The sequence below is a fragment of the Ruegeria sp. HKCCD9138 genome, from assembly GCF_057220975.1.
This window is the reverse complement of sequence record NZ_JBWVAZ010000012.1, coordinates 77,736-93,766: the sequence shown is the minus strand read 5'-3', so window position 1 is coordinate 93,766 and position 16,031 is coordinate 77,736. Positions and strand designations below refer to the sequence as shown.

The window sequence follows — 16,031 nt, the reverse complement described above, 5'->3', positions numbered from 1 at the left end:
AAATACTCCCGCCGGAGGCATCGCGCGCCAGCGCGATCAGACGCGCATCGGCATGACGACGTAAACCGCGCTCTGGTCACTGCCCTCACGCATCAGAGTCGGGTCACCGGCTGAATTGAACAGGAACACTGCATTCTCGCGATCCACCTGTGACGCAATTTCCAGCAGGTATTTAGCGTTGAAGCCAATCTCCAGCCGCTCGTCGCCATACGCCACCGCCAGTTCTTCCTCGGCAGCGCCGCTGTCAGGCGCATTCACCGACAGAACCAGTTTGTCGCCATCCAGCTGCAGTTTTACAGCGCGGGACCGCTCGGACGACACCGTGGCGACGCGATCCACGGCCTGTGCGAATTCGGCGGCGTCCACTTCCAGCTTACGGGTGTTGCCCTGCGGAATGACGCGGGTGTAGTCGGGGAATGTGCCGTCGATCACCTTCGACGTCAGTGTGATATCCGGTGTAGCAAAGCGTACCTTGGTTTCGCTGACCGAGACCGCGATGTCCATCTCGTCATCGTCCAGCAACTTGCGCAATTCGCCTACGGTCTTCCGCGGAACAATCACACCCGGCATATCCGCCGCGCCATCGGGGCAATCCGCGTCGATCCGGGCAAGGCGGTGGCCGTCTGTCGCCACGCAGCGCAACACCTTGCCGCCTTCGGGCCCATCGGTCACATGCATGTAGACGCCATTCAGATAATACCGTGTTTCTTCGGTCGAAATCGCAAATTTCGATTTGTCGAAGAGCCGGCGCAGCAATGCTGCCGAGGTCGTGAAGTTCGACTGATACTCCGACGACGCCATCACCGGGAAATCCTCCTTCGGCAGCGTCGCCAGCGAAAAATTCGACCGCCCCGCCTCGACGGTCAAACGACCTGCGGCGCTGTCGGCAGTCAGCGTCACCAAGGCCCCGTCAGGCAATTTGCGCACAATTTCATGCAACGTTGTCGCGGCAACCGTCGTCGCGCCGGCTTTCTCGACCTGCGCGGGGGCTTTGTCGACCACTTCGATATCCAGATCGGTCGCCCGGAACTGAACCTGATTGCCTTCGGCCTCAATCAGCACGTTGGCCAGGATCGGAATTGTGTTGCGGCGTTCCACAACGGATTGGGCCTGCGAGACGGCCTTGAGAAGGGTGCCGCGTTCGATGCTGATCTTCATACCCTCAATTCCTCTGACTTGCGTGCCGAAATGGGCGGGACTGGCACGTTAGCGGTTCCACTCTGAGGCACAAGGATTTTTTATGGATTTCTGGGTCGGAATACCCCAAGCGTCAAGAGGCGCGTGGCCGTGCGGGCACAGTTCAGTGCAGACCGTGGACATTAGCGCACAAGAAAATACCCCGGACTCAAGATCCGGGGCATTTCGTGAGTGGAGGTGTCTTAAATCACGCCTCCAGCGAGCGACGCAGCATTTCCACATCCTCGGCAATCTGACCGTCGGTCAGCTTCAGCTCTTCAATGCGTTTGACGCCGTGCATGACCGTAGTGTGGTCGCGCCCGCCAAAACGGCGGCCGATTTCAGGCAGCGAGCGGCTGGTCAGTTGCTTGCACAGGTACATCGCGACCTGGCGCGGACGCGCATAGGACCGCAGGCGCTTTGGCCCGATAATGTCGCTGAGGCGGATGTTGTAATAGTCCGAAACCTTCCGCTGAATCTCTTCCACGGTAATCTTGCGTTCGGACGCGCGCAGCACATCGGCCAGACAATCCTGCGTCAGTTCCATATCGATCTCGCGACCCACCAGCGAAGCAAAGGCAAACAGACGCGTCAGAGCGCCTTCGAGAACGCGGACATTGGTCGAGATGCGGTGAGCGAGAAATTCCAGCACACCGTCAGCGATGGTCAGATCGGGATAGGTGCTGCTGTATTGCTGCACCTTGTTCTGCAGGATACCCAGGCGCAGTTCGTAATCAGTCGGGTGCAGGTCCACGACCAGACCGCATTGCAGGCGTGACTTCACGCGCTCCTCAAGGTCCTTGATTTCGCCCGGTGCGCGGTCGGCCGAAATGATGATCTGTTTGTTCTGATCCACCAGCGCGTTGAAAGTGTGAAAGAACTCCTCCTGCGTGGAATCCTTGCCGGCAATGAACTGCACGTCATCGACCATCAGCACATCGACCGACCGGAACAGATGTTTGAAATCCATCATCCGACGCTCGCGCAGGGCTTGCACAAAGCGGTACATGAACTGTTCGGCGGACAGGTAGAGCACATTCAACTCTGGATGCTTGGTTTTCAGCTCCCACGCGATGGCATGCATCAGGTGCGTTTTACCCAGTCCTACGCCACCGTAAAGAACCAGCGGATTGAACGTGACGGGTCCACCTTCGGAGACCCGACGCGCCGCGGCATGGGCAAGTTCGTTGGGCTTGCCAACCACAAAACTGTCAAATGTGAACCGGGCATCCAGCGGCGCAGCCTGCAACGCCTCAAGCGCGCCGTTTGCGGATTCTGTCGCAGGGGCTGGTTCTTCCGCCTGCTCGAACGTCTGTGGTTCGTCGGCGGAGGGGGCAGGGCGCGCCGGTGAATTGGCGGCCGTGCGGAATGCCAGACGCTGCACCGTCTCACCGGCAGTGTTCAGCTCATAGAGAATGAGGTCCGCGAAGTTCTGGCTGACATAGTTGCCCATGAAATTGGTCGGAACGGAAAACACCGCCACACCGTCCTGCAACTCCTTGAATTCCAGAGGTTCAATCCAGGTGGTGAAGTTGTTCCTACCGACGGCCTTCAGCAACTTGCTACGCAGTTGTCCCCATTTCTCTTGTGTCATTCAGCGCCTCACGCATCCCATTATTTTTTGACCTGACAGCCTTATGAATATGGCCCGGTTCCCCAAAATTATGCGTTCACACACAAGGATACCCTTTCGCCGGATCGCCCGATCCGCCGGGTATTTTTTGAAAGTCAGCGCAACCAACACCCATCCCAAAAGCGGGACATACCGGCCATTCGCGGCGCGCGTCACAATCCAGTTTTTCGACAGGGCTAGAATCGTCGGAATCCCGAGACCCTGAGCAGATCGTCCACCCGGCATTTGCCGGCGTTCGAACATTCGTCCCTGGATCCATCTGATGCCCGTCAGTTCGATCCTTGGAACAGCCTGTCCCCCCAAGCGAGTGAATCGCTGTAACAGTGGTAACAAGAGGGCACGGGTTGCGGCAACGAAACTCTGATATTGACTCGGGTCTGAGAGCGAAAGAATCTCTCGGCTTCGCGAAGACGCGGCATTCCGGCAACAATGAAAAAGGCGCCGCGGGGTGCAGCGCCTTTTCCAAGGATTTACACTTGACGCGTTTTTCGAGAATCAACCCAGCGCCTTCACACGCGCCGACAGGCGCGACATTTTGCGGGCGGCGGTGTTCTTGTGGAAGACGCCTTTGGTGACGCCGCGCATCAGCTCGGGCTGAGCCGCGCGCAGGGCTGCGGTGGCCGCGTCCTTGTCACCGGTTGCGATTGCTTCTTCGACCTTGCGCAGATACGTGCGGATGCGCGAACGGCGTGCTTTGTTGATTGCGAAACGCTTTTCGTTCTGACGAGCGCGCTTCTTTGCCTGGGGCGAGTTTGCCATGTGTATCTCTGACCTTTGTTCGGTACGGTTTTCTAAGCTTGCGCGCCACGGAACAATCCGCACCGGATCAGAAATCACGAGTGTGAGTCGGGCCAAGCGGGCCGCACGCGCATGTATAGCGGCGCTCTCTATCCAAGTTTGCAGGGTTTGCCAAGCCGAATCTTGTGTTTCGGTCTTCGGGAACGAAAAAGGCGGGCAAGACCCGCCTGTCATTCAGTCGCAATAGCCGGCCTACTTGTCGCGGAACTGTGCCGCGCGCTTTTCGAGGAAAGCCGCCATGCCTTCTTTTTGGTCTTCTGTCGCGAACATCGAATGGAACACCCTGCGTTCGAACAGCATCCCCTCGCTCAGCGGAACTTCGTAGCTGCGGTTCACGGCTTCTTTGGCGGCCATTGTGGTCAGCTGCGATTTCTCGGCGATCTTCTGAGCCGCGCCCATCGCTTCCTCGATCAGCTTTTTGGCGGCAACCACCCGGCTGACGAGCCCGGCGCGCTCGGCCTCTTCGGCATCCATGAAACGACCGGTCAGGTTCATGTCCATCGACTTGGATTTGCCCACGAACCGCGTCAGGCGCTGGCTGCCACCCAGACCGGCAATAACGCCCAGGTTGATTTCGGGCTGTCCGAATTTGGCCGTATCCGCGGCGATGATGAAATCGCACAGCATCGCCAATTCGCATCCACCGCCCAGCGCATACCCGGCCACAGCCGCAATAATTGGCTTGCGAATGGCCGACACACGATCGTTGGCGTCGGCAAACAGGTTGATGTTGAACACATCAACAAAACTCATCTCGGACATCTCCTTGATGTCCGCGCCGGCGGCAAACGCCTTGTCCGAGCCGGTAATGACGATACAGCGCACTTTGTCGTTGCTGTCTGCGTCTTCCAGCGCGTCACACAGTTCACCCAGCAACTGGGTGTTCAGCGCGTTCATCGCATCCGGTCGGTTGAGCTTGATTAGGGCGACGTGGTCTTCGATTTCGACGATGATCGTCTCAAATGCCATGAGGTCAAAGTTCCGGTTGTTCCGTTCAGGTACGATTCCTTATCACGCGAGTTGGCTGGATCAAGTTATCTTTGGCATTGCGCGCAATAGAAGGATGAGCGACCGGATTGAGTGATTCTCTTGATCGAAGCGCCACATCCTTCCGTCCGACAGGGTTCTCCCTCGCGGCCATAAACGTCAAAGCTGTGCTGAAAATATCCAAGCTCTCCATCGGCTTGGCGGAAATCCCGCAGCGATGAACCACCCGCATCAATGGCGTCCTGCAACACCTGTCGGATGATCGGAACCAACGCTGCAATGCGGGCCACGGAAATGTGACCGGCTTTGCGACTAGGCGACACACCTGCGCGATAAAGCGCCTCGCAAACGTAGATATTGCCCAATCCGGCAACGATTCCCTGATCCAGAAGGGCGGATTTGACCGGCGTGTTCTTTCCGCGGAACGCATCGATCAAGTGTTGTTCGTGAAAATCGTTGCCCAAGGGTTCCGGTCCCAGCACCGACAACAGTTTGTGATCCTCGGCGGTCGCCGTCGGCAGCAGATCCATGGCTCCGAACCGGCGTGGATCGTTGAACGTCACCCGCGCGCCGTTGGCCATGTGAAAGACCACATGGTCGTGCTTTTCCAGTGCGGGATGGTTATGGGCGAATTGGCCCAGAGGATCGCCCGAAACCGTCATCCGCCCGGACATGCCCAGATGGATCAGCAACGTCTCACCACTGCTGAGATCGGCCAGTAAGTATTTCGACCGGCGCCGCAAACGATCCACCCGCTGCCCGGTCAGTCGTTCGGCCATCCGGTCCGGGAACGGCCAGCGCAGATCGGGCCGGTTTACCTCTGCCTGTGTGATCACCACCCCTTCCATGGCTGGGCTCAGGCCGCGTCTTACTGTCTCGACCTCGGGCAATTCCGGCATTAGAGGGCTCCTATTCCAAAGGGCCGCATTGTGCCCTGCTACCAGAGCCCTATAACAGAGGCGAAATTCGACAAACGGCAAGGCAAATGTCCGACAACAGCGACAAGACCACTCATTTCGGATTCGAAACCGTCCGCGAGGCCGACAAGGCCGGGCGTGTACAGGGCGTGTTCAACTCGGTCGCCTCGAAATATGACGTGATGAACGATGTCATGTCGATGGGCATCCACCGCGTCTGGAAAAACGCGATGATGGATTGGCTGGCCCCGCGCCCCGGTCAGCGCCTGCTGGACGTCGCGGGTGGTACGGGTGACATCTCGTTCCGCTTTCTCCAGCGCGCAGGCCACAGCCACGCAACCGTTCTTGACCTGACCGAGCCGATGCTGATCGAAGGCCGCCAGCGCGCCGAGGCTGATCAGATGGCCGACAGCCTGAACTGGGTGGTGGGCGACGCGATGGCCCTGCCATTCGAGGACAACACTTTTGACGTCTATACTATCTCGTTCGGCATCCGGAACGTGACTCGCCCGCAAGAGGCTCTGAACGAAGCTTACCGCGTCCTGAAACCCGGTGGCCGCCTGATGGTGCTGGAATTCAGCCAGTTGCCGAATGACGGTCTGCAAAAGCTCTATGACCTCTACAGTTTCAACGTCATACCGCGGATGGGCCAGCTGATCGCGAATGACCACGACAGCTATCAGTATCTGGTCGAATCGATCCGCAAATTCCCCGATCAGGAGACATTCCTGAACATGGTCCGCACTGCCGGGTTCGAAAACGCCAAGTACCGCAATCTCAGCATGGGTATCGCCGCGCTGCATTCCGGGTGGAAAATCTGACATATGCGTGGTCCCCACAACATCATTCGCCTGATCCGCACAGGCGCCACGCTTGAGCGTACGGGCGCCATGAACGTCGTGCTGGACGCGTTCGAAGCCCCGCGCGCTGTCCGCATCCTTGCTCATACCCTGGGTAAGCCGTTCCGATGGCTGGGCTACAAGGGTGACCCCGAAATGCCACCGGCCACCCGCGCGCTGACCGCATTGGGTCCGGCGTACATCAAATTCGGCCAGGTCCTGTCGACCCGCCCGGACGTCGTCGGTGAGGAACTGGCGGAACAGCTGCGCGTGTTGCAGGACAAACTCCCTCCGTTCTCCCGAACCGAGGCCATGGCCGAGGTGGAAAAGGAACTGGGCCAGCCCGTAGCCGAAATATTCAGTGAGTTCAGCGAACCGATCGCCGCCGCATCCATCGCCCAGGTCCACAAGGCCAAGTTGACAAGCACCGGTGAAGAAGTGGCCGTGAAGGTTCTGCGCCCCAATATCGAACGCGCTTTCCGCAAGGACGTGGACGCGTTCTATTTCGCCGCCCGTATCGTCCAGCTGTTCGCTCCCGGTGCGCGCCGTCTGCGCCCAATGGAGGTCATCGAGCATTTCGACGGCGTCGTGCGCGGCGAACTGGATCTGCGGCTGGAAAGCTCTGCGGCATCGGAATACGCCGCCAACACCAAGGACGACGCCGGGTTCTGGCTGCCGCCCGTTGTGTGGTCCCTGTCCGCGCGCCGCGTGATGACGCTCAGCTGGGCGGACGGTATCCCACTGGGGGACAATGATGCGCTGGATGCGGCAAATCACGACCGCCGCGATCTGGCCGAGCGCGTTCTGAGGATGTTCCTGCTACACGCCCTGCGGGACGGCTATTTCCACGCCGACATGCACCAGGGCAACCTGAAGGTCGCGGCCAACGGCGATATCATTGCCTACGATTACGGCATCATGGGTCATATCGACGAATACACCCGCAGGGTTTATGCCGAGATCCTGTTTGGCTTCATCCGCCGTGACTACAAACGCGTGGCCGAAGTACATTTCGAAGCCGGTTACGTCCCCGCCAACCAGGACGTCGATGAATTCGCGCGCGCCCTGCGTGCCGTGGGTGAACCGATCTTTGGAATGGATGCTTCACATATTTCGATGGGGCGGCTGCTGAACTACCTGTTCGAAGTCACGGAACGCTTTGGCATGGAAACCCGTACCGAGTTGATTCTGCTTCAGCGGACAATGGTCGTTGTCGAAGGCGTCGCGCGTTCATTAGATGACCACATCAATATCTGGGAAGTGGCGCGCCCTGTGGTCGAGGATTACATCAAGCAATCCATTGGTCCTCGTGCAGCGCTGCGGGATTTTGGCAAAACCGCATTGGTCCTTGCCCGTTTCGGTCCTCGCCTGCCCGTTCTCGTCGAGAATGCCCTGATCGCACAGACCCATAAGGACGAGACCCCAAACTCCGGTCTCCCGTCCTCGATCCTGCCTGCTGCCATCGGCGCAATCGCGGGTGCCGCAATCGCGGTCATAATAATGGCATTCAGCTAACTTCGATCCCGCAGCTTCATCAGGCCAAAAATATCCTCAGGGGGAATCGCGTGACAGCGCGATGGGGGGCAGACAGCCCCCCTTTCCCGGCGTCTACTCAAAGTCGTTCGATCGCGATGGCGATCCCCTGACCGCCGCCGATGCACATGGTGACCAAACCTTTGGACCCGCCCGTGCGCTCCAATTCATACAGCGCCTTCAATGTGATGATTGCCCCCGTCGCCCCAACCGGGTGGCCCAGGGCAATCGCGCCACCATTGGGGTTCACACGGGCGGCATCCAGGCCCAGCTCCTGATTGACGGCCAGCGCTTGCGCCGCAAAGGCTTCGTTACTTTCGATGACGTCAAACTCTTCGACCGACAGCCCGGTCTTCTTCAACAGATTCTGAACCGCTGGCACCGGACCGATCCCCATCACCTCTGGGCGAACACCGGCAAGGGCGTATCCCAGAATGCGTGCCTTCGGTTTCAGACCTGCCTTCTCGGCCGAGTCAGCCGTCGCCAACACCATCGCAGCGGCTCCGTCATTGATGCCCGAAGCATTGCCCGCCGTGACCCGGCCGTCCTTCTTGAACACGGGCCGCAGCCCCGACAACGCCTCGGTGGTCGTGGCCTTGGGATGTTCGTCGACTTTGAAGTCGACCATGTCCCGCTTGATTTTGACCTGAACCGGTGTGATCTGGCTGTCGAAATGCCCGGCCTCGATGGCCCCTGCCGCTCGGGTCTGACTGGTCAGTGCAAACTCGTCCATCTGCTCACGCGTGATCTGGTGTTCATCAGCCACGTTTTCCGCGGTCACACCCATATGCCCGGTGCCGAACGGGCAGTTCAGCGCACCCAGCATCATATCCAGCGAAGCCACATCGCCCATCTTGGCACCCCAGCGGGCCTGCGGCACGATATAGGGGCTGCGCGACATGCTTTCGGCCCCACCGGCGACGGCAAACTCTGCATCTCCCAGCATCAGAGACTGAACCGCCGACACAACGGCCTGCGCGCCAGAACCGCACAACCGGTTGACATTCATCGCCGGGGTCCCGTTTGGTATGCCCGCCTGCATTGCTGCGACCCGCGAAAGGTACATGTCCCGCGGCTCGGTGCTGATCACGTTTCCAAACACCACGTGACCGATCTGACCACCTTCGACGCCCGAACGCTCCAGTGCCGCTTCGGTAACAACGGTTGCCAGATCAATCGGCGCCGTCGATGCAAGCGCGCCGCCAAATGTGCCAATCGCCGTGCGGGCTCCGTCAAGTATCACGATGTCGGTCATGTCTCTCTCCTCCTGGATTTGGCGACAGTATGCACCCGCAGCATCCGCCTGTCCCACAGGACGTTCCGTCACGGCCGGAATTGACAAAACAGCGCCGAGGGCGCATGAAATTCCGTCATGACGGAAAGCACAGACGATATCCTGACGCTCCTGCCGGCCCGCCTGAAAGAGGCACGTCGCGCCAAGGGGCTGTCGCTTGAAGCCGTGGCCAATCTCAGCGGCGTGTCCCGGTCCATGGTCAGCCAGATCGAACGGGGTGAAAGCAGCCCGACGATTTCGACCCTGTGGAACCTGACGCGCGCATTGCAGGTGGATTTCGCGGGTCTATTGGAAGAAAGCAGCGGCACCGACCGGATCGAAGTCCTGCGGACTTCCGAAGTGCCCAGCATCGACAATATGGGGCAGAACTGTCGTATCCGTATCCTGTCCCCTCCGGAAGAAGCGGGCGGGCACGAGGTCTACGACATCCGTTTTGACCAGGATGGCGCGTTGAACAGCCAGCCTCATACACGCGGCGCGCAAGAGCAACTGACGGTATTGGAAGGTGCGGTCCGGGTCACATCCGGTACGGCCTCAACAGATCTAAACCAGGGTGACACGGCACGGTACGCAGCCGACGTATTACATTCTATTGCCGCGATGCGGGGTGCCGCTCGCGTGTTTTTGATCGTCAAAAACGCCTGATATCGGCAGAATTCCGCCTTCACGGAAAATTTTCCTTCATATTGCATTCCCCTATTTGGGAATTTATTCCGTTATGTTAGATATGCGACTCAAAGCAAGGAGATCGCCATGGCAGATGCATTCCTGTCCCATATCACGGACACCCTCGCGCAGATCGAAGCAGAAGGTCTTTACAAGCGCGAGCGAATGATCACCTCGCCTCAGGGCGGTGAGATCACGGTGGGCGACAGGCAGGTGATCAACCTCTGCGCCAACAACTATCTGGGCCTTGCAGACCACCCTGCCCTGATCAACGCCGCAAAAGGCGCGATGGAACCAAAAGGGTTCGGAATGGCCTCGGTCCGCTTTATCTGCGGGACGCAGGACGTCCACCGCGAGTTGGAACAGACGCTGGCCAAGTTCCTGAACAAGGACGACGCAATCCTGTTTGCCGCCTGTTTCGACGCCAATGGTGGGCTGTTTGAGCCTTTGTTAGGGCCTGAAGACGCCATTATCTCAGACAGTCTGAACCATGCCTCTATCATCGACGGGGTGCGGCTGTGCAAGGCCAAGCGTTATCGCTACATGAACAACGACATGAACGACCTCGAAGCCTGGCTGAAACAGGCGCGCGAGGATGGCGCACGGCATATCATGATTGCCACCGACGGCGTGTTCTCGATGGACGGCTATCTGGCCAACCTGCCGAAAACCCGCGAGTTGGCCGATAAATACGATGCCATCGTCATGGTTGATGACTGCCATGCGACCGGCTTCATGGGGCCGAACGGTGCAGGAACGCCGGATCATTTCGGCGTTGACGTGGACATCCTGACGGGAACTTTGGGCAAGGCACTTGGGGGGGCAATCGGCGGTTACATCGCCGGGCCGCAGCCAGTGATCGACCTGCTGCGGCAGCGGGCGCGGCCCTATCTGTTCTCTAACTCGCTGCCGCCTTCGATCGTCGCCGCGGGGATCGAAGCAATTCGCCTCGTCGAAGAAGGCGACATGCTGCGCGCCCAACTGTTCGGAAACGCCAAATACTGGCGCGCCGGATTGGAAAAGCTGGGCTTTGACCTGCTGCCCGGCGAACATCCGATAATACCGGTGATGCTGGGCGAGGCGACATTGGCACAAGACATGACCTCGCGGTTGTTCGACGAAGGCGTCTATGTCTCGGGCTTCTTCTTCCCGGTCGTTCCACGTGGGCAGGCGCGGATCAGAACACAGATGAATGCGGCTCTGACAAAGGACGAGCTTGACCGTGCACTGGTAGCCTTTGGCAAAGTTGGCAGGGAACTGGGGATAGTCTCTTGATTCTGCCTTCGGTCATTGACGCGATTGGAAACACACCTCTGGTGGAGCTGTCACGCCTGACTCGGAGGCTGGAGCTTGAGGGGCGCATTCTGGCCAAGCTGGATTACCTCCTTCCCGGTTTTTCCAAAAAAGACCGGGCGGCAAGATCCATCATCGAAATGGCCAGAGCGGACGGAACACTCTCACCCGGACAAACAGTGGTCGAATTGACCTCGGGCAATATGGGGACCGGTCTGGCGATTGTCTGCGGTATCCTCGGGCATCCTTTTGTCGCCGTGATGAGTGCCGGCAACTCGGTCGAACGGGCGCGCATGATGCGTGCACTCGGAGCCGAAGTCGTCATTGTTCCGCAAGCTCCGGGCAGCAATCCGGGCGAGGTTTCTGGCACCGACCTTGCACTGGTGGATGATGAGGCCCAGCGCATCACAACCGAACGCGGGGCGTTCCGGGCTGATCAGTTTGGACATCCCGGCAATCCAAATGCGCATGAGACAGGCACCGGCCCGGAAATCTGGGCGCAGTCGGATGGTGCGGTAACCGCCTTCTGCGACTTCGCTGGATCCGGAGGAACGCTTGCCGGTACAGCGCGTTTTCTGACCCCGCGCGGTGTGCGATGCTATGCTGTCGAACCCGAAGGGGCGCAGGCTCTGGCCGGTGAGGTTGTCCGTCAGCCTGATCACCCTATTCAGGGCGGAGGATATGCGATGAGCGATCTGGTTCACCTGCACGACGCACCGCTTGAGGGCTACCTGTCGATCTCGGGCAGCGGCGCGCGTGAACATGCGCGGCTTCTGGCCCGGACCGAAGGAATATTTGCCGGGTATTCGGCCGGGGCAAATCTGGCGGCGGCCGCCAAGCTGCTTCAAGGGCCGGAACGCGGCGGCTGTATCGCCATAGTTATGTGCGACAGCGGTTTGAAATACCTTTCAACCGATTTGTGGGAGTGATCCGATGCGTGCAAACACGATGAAGGCGCTTGAAAAATCGAAACCCGAAGAAGGGTTGTGGATGGTGCAGGCCCCCGTTCCCGAGATCGGTCCGGATGAGGTTTTGATCCGCATAAACAAGACCGGCATCTGCGGTACGGATATCCATATCTGGAATTGGGACGACTGGGCTACGGCGACGGTTCCGGTCCCGATGATCACCGGGCACGAGTTTGCCGGTGAAATTGTCGAGGTCGGTCGCAATGTCGCCGGGCTGGAAATCGGTCAACGTTGTTCAGGTGAGGGGCATCTGATCGGAACAGACAGTCGCCAGAGCCGGGCGGGAAAGTTTCACCTCGATCCCGGCACGCGTGGCATCGGAGTGAATGAACAAGGCGCCTTTGCCGAATACCTGAAACTGCCTGCATTCAACGTCGTGCCCCTGCCCGACGACATCCCGGATGAAATCGGTGCCATCCTCGATCCGCTGGGCAATGCCGTTCACACTGCGCTCAGCTTTGATCTGTTGGGCGAGGATGTGTTGATCACCGGTGCAGGCCCCATTGGCATCATGGCCGCAGCGGTTGCCCGCCATGCGGGCGCGCGGCACGTTGTGATCACGGATATCAACCCGGATCGCCTGCAGCTGGCAGAACACGTGGTGCCAACCATCCGCCCGGTTGATGTCAGCCGCGAAGATCTGCAGGACGTCATCACCGAATTGGGCATGAAAGAAGGCTTTGACGTAGGGCTTGAAATGTCGGGCTCGCAAGCGGCACTGGATCAGATGGTCGAGGCCCTGGTCATGGGCGGTAAGATCGCCCTGCTGGGGATTCCGCCCGGTAAATCTCCGGTCGACTGGAGCCGAATCGTGTTCAAGGCCATCACCATCAAAGGCGTCTATGGGCGCGAGATGTTCGAAACCTGGTACAAGATGATCGCCATGTTGCAGAACGGTCTGGATGTCAGCCGGGTCATCACCCACCGCTTTGCGGTCGATGACTTTGCCAAGGGTTTTGCGGCCATGAAATCGGGGCTTTCCGGCAAGGTTGTCCTGGACTGGACCTAAGGCGCTGGAAAGTTGCAAAATTAGCCCCTACACAGGTGCAAAACGGCACTCGGGAGGGGTGATATGGGCGACAAGAACAAGGAAAACCGTTTTCTGGAACGGGGGATCGAGGATACTCTGGTCACCGACTTCGCCAAGACGCATCGCAAAAGCTATGGCGACTTTTTGCAGCTCAAGACCCTGCTGAACCTGCAGAAAACCTTTCAGGACCCGGCACAGCCCGATGAGATGCTGTTCATCATCATCCATCAGGTCAGCGAACTGTGGCTGAAGCTGATGCATCACCAATTGGTCGAGGTTCGCAAGTTCCTGCAACAGGACGATTTCGGCCCGGCGATGAAGAACCTCGACCGGATCAAAGCGATCCAGCGTCAATTGATCGCCGCCTGGGAAACCCTTCTAACCATGACACCCGCAGATTACATGACATTCCGTCACGCCTTGGGCAGTTCTTCCGGCTTTCAAAGCTACGGCTACCGTCAGATCGAGTTCATTCTGGGTAACAAGGATGCCTCGACCCTGAAAGTGCATGAACACGATCCGGAAGTCATGGAGATGTTGAATGCGGCACTGACCAAGCCCTCGCTTTATGATGAGGTTCTGCACATGCTGTCGCGTCAAGGATTTGACGTACCGCAAGATCTGCTGGAGCGGGATTATGCGCAGCCCTATTCCGGCGACCCGCGCATCGTGAAGATATGGGTCGAGGTGTTCCGCGATACAGACAGGTATTGGGACCTTTACGCGTTGGCGGAAAAACTGATGGATGTGGAATCCCTGTTTCAACGCTGGCGGTTCGATCATGTCACGGCGGTGGAACGGGTGATCGGCAATCAACCCGGCACCGGAGGGTCCAGCGGCGTGGCCTTTCTGCGCAAAGCCTTGGAATTGCGGTTCTTCCATGATCTCTACGACATGCGCACCGAATTGATGTATGCCGAGCAGGAGTAAGCGATGCTGTACCGGGGGTTTTCTCAGGAAGAGCTGGATCAGGAATACTCGCCCCGATCGATGATCGGCGGCGATCTGACGCCCTATATCGACAGCTACGCAGCGCTCAGTGCGCAAAACCGGGCACGGATGGAAGTGAACGAGAACCTCGCCTACGGCCACAGCCCGACGCAGGTTCTGGATTTCTTTCCCGCGAAAGGGGCCGGCGCACCATTGCATGTCTTTATTCACGGTGGCTATTGGCAGGCCCTCAGCCAGCGCGAGTCGGCGATGACGGCCCCGGCGCTCGTCGAAGCCGAGCAGTCCTTTGCAACCCTGAATTACACGCTCGCCCCGGATGCGCGGCTGGATCAGATGATCGAGGAATGCCGCGATGCGCTGCTCTGGCTGGCCGCCGAAGCCCCGTCACTTGGGTTCGACCCGTCGCGGATCACCCTGTCCGGTCATAGCGCCGGGGCGCAACTGGCGAGTATGGTCATGGCGACCTCGGCCGATGCGCTGGCCCGCGCCGGGCTGCGGGTGCGGGACGTAATCCTGATCAGCGGAATCTACGATCTTGAACCGATCAGCCTGACCCCGGTCAACGACCCGCTGCAACTGACCCCGGTCGAGATACACGACCTGTCGCCGATCCTGCACTTGCCCGCCCCCGGCCCCCGTTACCACGTCACGGTAGCCGAGCGGGACACGCCTGAATTCATCCGCCAAAGCCGTGACTATGCCGAGTTGTTACGCAAGGGCGGGCATTCGGTCAGTTTCGGGCTGAAGAAGGGAATGCAGCATTTCGACATTATCATGCATCCCGAAACGTTCCTGCCCGCAATTCGGTAGTCACAAGAGTTGGACCTCAGACTGATTTGGCCTGTGCTTTGCAATCCAACCCACCATTATGAACCGCACGTTTGTGACGGAACCGGGGATGTCCACTTCGAGCCCGACGCGGACGCAATCCGGTGCTAACCCAACCTAGTTTTTGCGCAGTACGCACTAAGTGCTACACTTCCCCAAACAGAAACTCTGAAACGAGGAGGCCACGATGCAATTGCGCTTCTTCTGGCGATTTCGTTTGTTTTTTTTGGTTGTATTCTTACCCGGCGCTGCTATCGCGAAGGATTTGGTTTCCATAGCTATCTCGGGCGACATTCCCGCCCTGAAACAAGCCCTTCCCGAAGGCTCGCAACAAGACCCGGAAACGTTAGTGAGACCTCTCTACTTTGCGTCCCAGCGTGGGCAAGCCGAGGTAGTGATTCACCTTTTGTCAGTGGGCGCTGAACCTGATTCTGAGACGGATTTGGGCACTGCGTTGGGGATCGCCGCTCGAAATAACCACACCGAAATAGTGGCAACACTGCTAGCTGCCGGAGCTGATCCAAACCTTCGCGGCGGTGAGTATAAGTTTATGGCGCTCCACCAAGCGGCGGAACGTGGGTCAATCGAAGCTGCTCGCTTGCTGCTCGAAAACGGCGCAGACATTAACGCGCAGGATCGTTTTGGGTGGCCTCCAATTCAGTTTGCGGGGACTAAGGGTCGAACCGAGATGGTTGCGTTCTTGCGGGAGATGGGCGCTGGTGCCGCAGCGGTAGACGCTCTGAAGCAGGGGGAACTTGAAGCAGCCGACCTTGAGGAAGGCCGACTATTGGCGTTCGAGTGCGGCGGATGTCATGGCATGACGCCAGGTGAAATCGGCGCAGGTCAGCATCCTGGTCCCAACCTTGTCGGCGTTGTCGGGAGGGCCAAAGCATCAGTCGAAGGCTTTCCATATTCTGATGAGATGCGAACACAGACAGGATACTGGACGCCTGAAGAATTGAACCTTTTTCTTGCCGATCCATTCAATATCGTTCCCGGCACCGACATGACCCGTGGCAGTCAACCTGATCGAACAGCGCGGGTTGCCATTATCGCCTATCTCACCCAACTTACACCCTAGCGACGGGCGAACGGCAACTTTGTCCACACAGCCGACG

General features: G+C 58.8%; 15 protein-coding genes. 9 read left to right on the top strand and 6 right to left on the bottom strand.

What is annotated here, in order from left to right; genetic code table 11:
* Positions 1-36: 36 nt before the first annotated feature.
* The 5 genes from dnaN to mutM all read right to left on the bottom strand — a co-directional run bounded on the left by dnaN (position 37) and on the right by mutM (position 5,493).
* A complete protein-coding gene (dnaN, locus tag AC2TEL_RS18325; RefSeq protein WP_480905966.1) occupies positions 37-1,158 on the bottom strand; it encodes a DNA polymerase III subunit beta in 1,122 nt (373 codons plus the stop codon).
* 226 nt (positions 1,159-1,384) lie between these two features.
* Positions 1,385-2,770 (bottom strand): chromosomal replication initiator protein DnaA, encoded by a 1,386-nt coding sequence (gene dnaA, locus AC2TEL_RS18320; RefSeq protein ID WP_480839015.1) that lies wholly within the window; start codon positions 2,768-2,770, stop codon positions 1,385-1,387.
* A gap of 534 nt (positions 2,771-3,304) precedes the next feature.
* Positions 3,305-3,568, bottom strand: coding sequence for a 30S ribosomal protein S20 (gene rpsT / locus AC2TEL_RS18315; protein ID WP_480839013.1), 264 nt, complete (start codon positions 3,566-3,568; stop codon positions 3,305-3,307).
* 231 nt (positions 3,569-3,799) lie between these two features.
* On the bottom strand, positions 3,800-4,576 hold the full coding sequence (locus AC2TEL_RS18310) for an enoyl-CoA hydratase (RefSeq protein ID WP_480905963.1): 777 nt from the start codon (positions 4,574-4,576) through the stop codon (positions 3,800-3,802).
* 65 nt (positions 4,577-4,641) lie between these two features.
* Positions 4,642-5,493 (bottom strand): bifunctional DNA-formamidopyrimidine glycosylase/DNA-(apurinic or apyrimidinic site) lyase, encoded by an 852-nt coding sequence (mutM, locus tag AC2TEL_RS18305; RefSeq protein WP_480905960.1) that lies wholly within the window; start codon positions 5,491-5,493, stop codon positions 4,642-4,644.
* Between the two features lie 86 nt (positions 5,494-5,579).
* On the opposite strand from mutM, the gene ubiE reads away from it, so the two are divergent.
* The gene (gene ubiE, locus AC2TEL_RS18300) at positions 5,580-6,332 is read left to right on the top strand and encodes a bifunctional demethylmenaquinone methyltransferase/2-methoxy-6-polyprenyl-1,4-benzoquinol methylase UbiE (RefSeq protein WP_480905957.1); all 753 of its coding nucleotides are present in this window, start codon (positions 5,580-5,582) and stop codon (positions 6,330-6,332) included.
* A gap of 3 nt (positions 6,333-6,335) precedes the next feature.
* On the top strand, positions 6,336-7,865 hold the full coding sequence (gene ubiB, locus AC2TEL_RS18295) for a 2-polyprenylphenol 6-hydroxylase (RefSeq protein ID WP_480839005.1): 1,530 nt from the start codon (positions 6,336-6,338) through the stop codon (positions 7,863-7,865).
* 97 nt (positions 7,866-7,962) lie between these two features.
* Here the strand turns inward: ubiB and AC2TEL_RS18290 are convergent, their stop codons facing one another.
* Positions 7,963-9,138: an acetyl-CoA C-acyltransferase family protein gene (locus tag AC2TEL_RS18290; protein ID WP_480905954.1), complete on the bottom strand. Its 1,176-nt coding sequence runs from the start codon at positions 9,136-9,138 to the stop codon at positions 7,963-7,965.
* 117 nt (positions 9,139-9,255) lie between these two features.
* On the opposite strand from AC2TEL_RS18290, the gene AC2TEL_RS18285 reads away from it, so the two are divergent.
* From AC2TEL_RS18285 to AC2TEL_RS18255, 7 genes are all read left to right on the top strand, one after another.
* On the top strand, positions 9,256-9,822 hold the full coding sequence (locus AC2TEL_RS18285) for a helix-turn-helix domain-containing protein (protein ID WP_480905951.1): 567 nt from the start codon (positions 9,256-9,258) through the stop codon (positions 9,820-9,822).
* A 108-nt stretch (positions 9,823-9,930) separates the two neighbouring features.
* A complete protein-coding gene (locus AC2TEL_RS18280; protein WP_480905949.1) occupies positions 9,931-11,118 on the top strand; it encodes a glycine C-acetyltransferase in 1,188 nt (395 codons plus the stop codon).
* Positions 11,115-12,065 (top strand): PLP-dependent cysteine synthase family protein, encoded by a 951-nt coding sequence (locus tag AC2TEL_RS18275; protein WP_480905946.1) that lies wholly within the window; start codon positions 11,115-11,117, stop codon positions 12,063-12,065. The genes AC2TEL_RS18280 and AC2TEL_RS18275 overlap by 4 nt, the downstream gene beginning before the upstream one ends.
* Before the next feature lie 19 nt (positions 12,066-12,084).
* Positions 12,085-13,113, top strand: a complete 1,029-nt coding sequence (tdh, locus tag AC2TEL_RS18270; RefSeq protein WP_480906060.1) for an L-threonine 3-dehydrogenase — start codon at positions 12,085-12,087, stop codon at positions 13,111-13,113.
* Between the two features lie 63 nt (positions 13,114-13,176).
* Positions 13,177-14,064 (top strand): tryptophan 2,3-dioxygenase, encoded by an 888-nt coding sequence (locus AC2TEL_RS18265; RefSeq protein WP_480905943.1) that lies wholly within the window; start codon positions 13,177-13,179, stop codon positions 14,062-14,064.
* 3 nt (positions 14,065-14,067) lie between these two features.
* Positions 14,068-14,895: an alpha/beta hydrolase gene (locus AC2TEL_RS18260; protein WP_480905941.1), complete on the top strand. Its 828-nt coding sequence runs from the start codon at positions 14,068-14,070 to the stop codon at positions 14,893-14,895.
* 205 nt (positions 14,896-15,100) lie between these two features.
* Positions 15,101-15,994 (top strand): ankyrin repeat domain-containing protein, encoded by an 894-nt coding sequence (locus AC2TEL_RS18255; RefSeq protein WP_480905938.1) that lies wholly within the window; start codon positions 15,101-15,103, stop codon positions 15,992-15,994.
* Positions 15,995-16,031: the final 37 nt, after the last annotated feature.

Excerpts from the sequence above, each read along its gene's own strand:
- dnaN (WP_480905966.1), bottom strand. The coding sequence starts at position 1,158 with ATGAAGATCAGCATCGAACGCGGCACCCTTCTCAAGGCCGTCTCGCAG.
- dnaA (WP_480839015.1), bottom strand. The coding sequence starts at position 2,770 with ATGACACAAGAGAAATGGGGACAACTGCGTAGCAAGTTGCTGAAGGCC.
- rpsT (WP_480839013.1), bottom strand. The coding sequence starts at position 3,568 with ATGGCAAACTCGCCCCAGGCAAAGAAGCGCGCTCGTCAGAACGAAAAG.
- AC2TEL_RS18310 (WP_480905963.1), bottom strand. The coding sequence starts at position 4,576 with ATGGCATTTGAGACGATCATCGTCGAAATCGAAGACCACGTCGCCCTA.
- mutM (WP_480905960.1), bottom strand. The coding sequence starts at position 5,493 with ATGCCGGAATTGCCCGAGGTCGAGACAGTAAGACGCGGCCTGAGCCCA.
- ubiE (WP_480905957.1), top strand. The coding sequence starts at position 5,580 with ATGTCCGACAACAGCGACAAGACCACTCATTTCGGATTCGAAACCGTC.
- ubiB (WP_480839005.1), top strand. The coding sequence starts at position 6,336 with ATGCGTGGTCCCCACAACATCATTCGCCTGATCCGCACAGGCGCCACG.
- AC2TEL_RS18290 (WP_480905954.1), bottom strand. The coding sequence starts at position 9,138 with ATGACCGACATCGTGATACTTGACGGAGCCCGCACGGCGATTGGCACA.
- AC2TEL_RS18285 (WP_480905951.1), top strand. The coding sequence starts at position 9,256 with ATGACGGAAAGCACAGACGATATCCTGACGCTCCTGCCGGCCCGCCTG.
- AC2TEL_RS18280 (WP_480905949.1), top strand. The coding sequence starts at position 9,931 with ATGGCAGATGCATTCCTGTCCCATATCACGGACACCCTCGCGCAGATC.
- tdh (WP_480906060.1), top strand. The coding sequence starts at position 12,085 with ATGAAGGCGCTTGAAAAATCGAAACCCGAAGAAGGGTTGTGGATGGTG.
- AC2TEL_RS18265 (WP_480905943.1), top strand. The coding sequence starts at position 13,177 with ATGGGCGACAAGAACAAGGAAAACCGTTTTCTGGAACGGGGGATCGAG.
- AC2TEL_RS18260 (WP_480905941.1), top strand. The coding sequence starts at position 14,068 with ATGCTGTACCGGGGGTTTTCTCAGGAAGAGCTGGATCAGGAATACTCG.
- AC2TEL_RS18255 (WP_480905938.1), top strand. The coding sequence starts at position 15,101 with ATGCAATTGCGCTTCTTCTGGCGATTTCGTTTGTTTTTTTTGGTTGTA.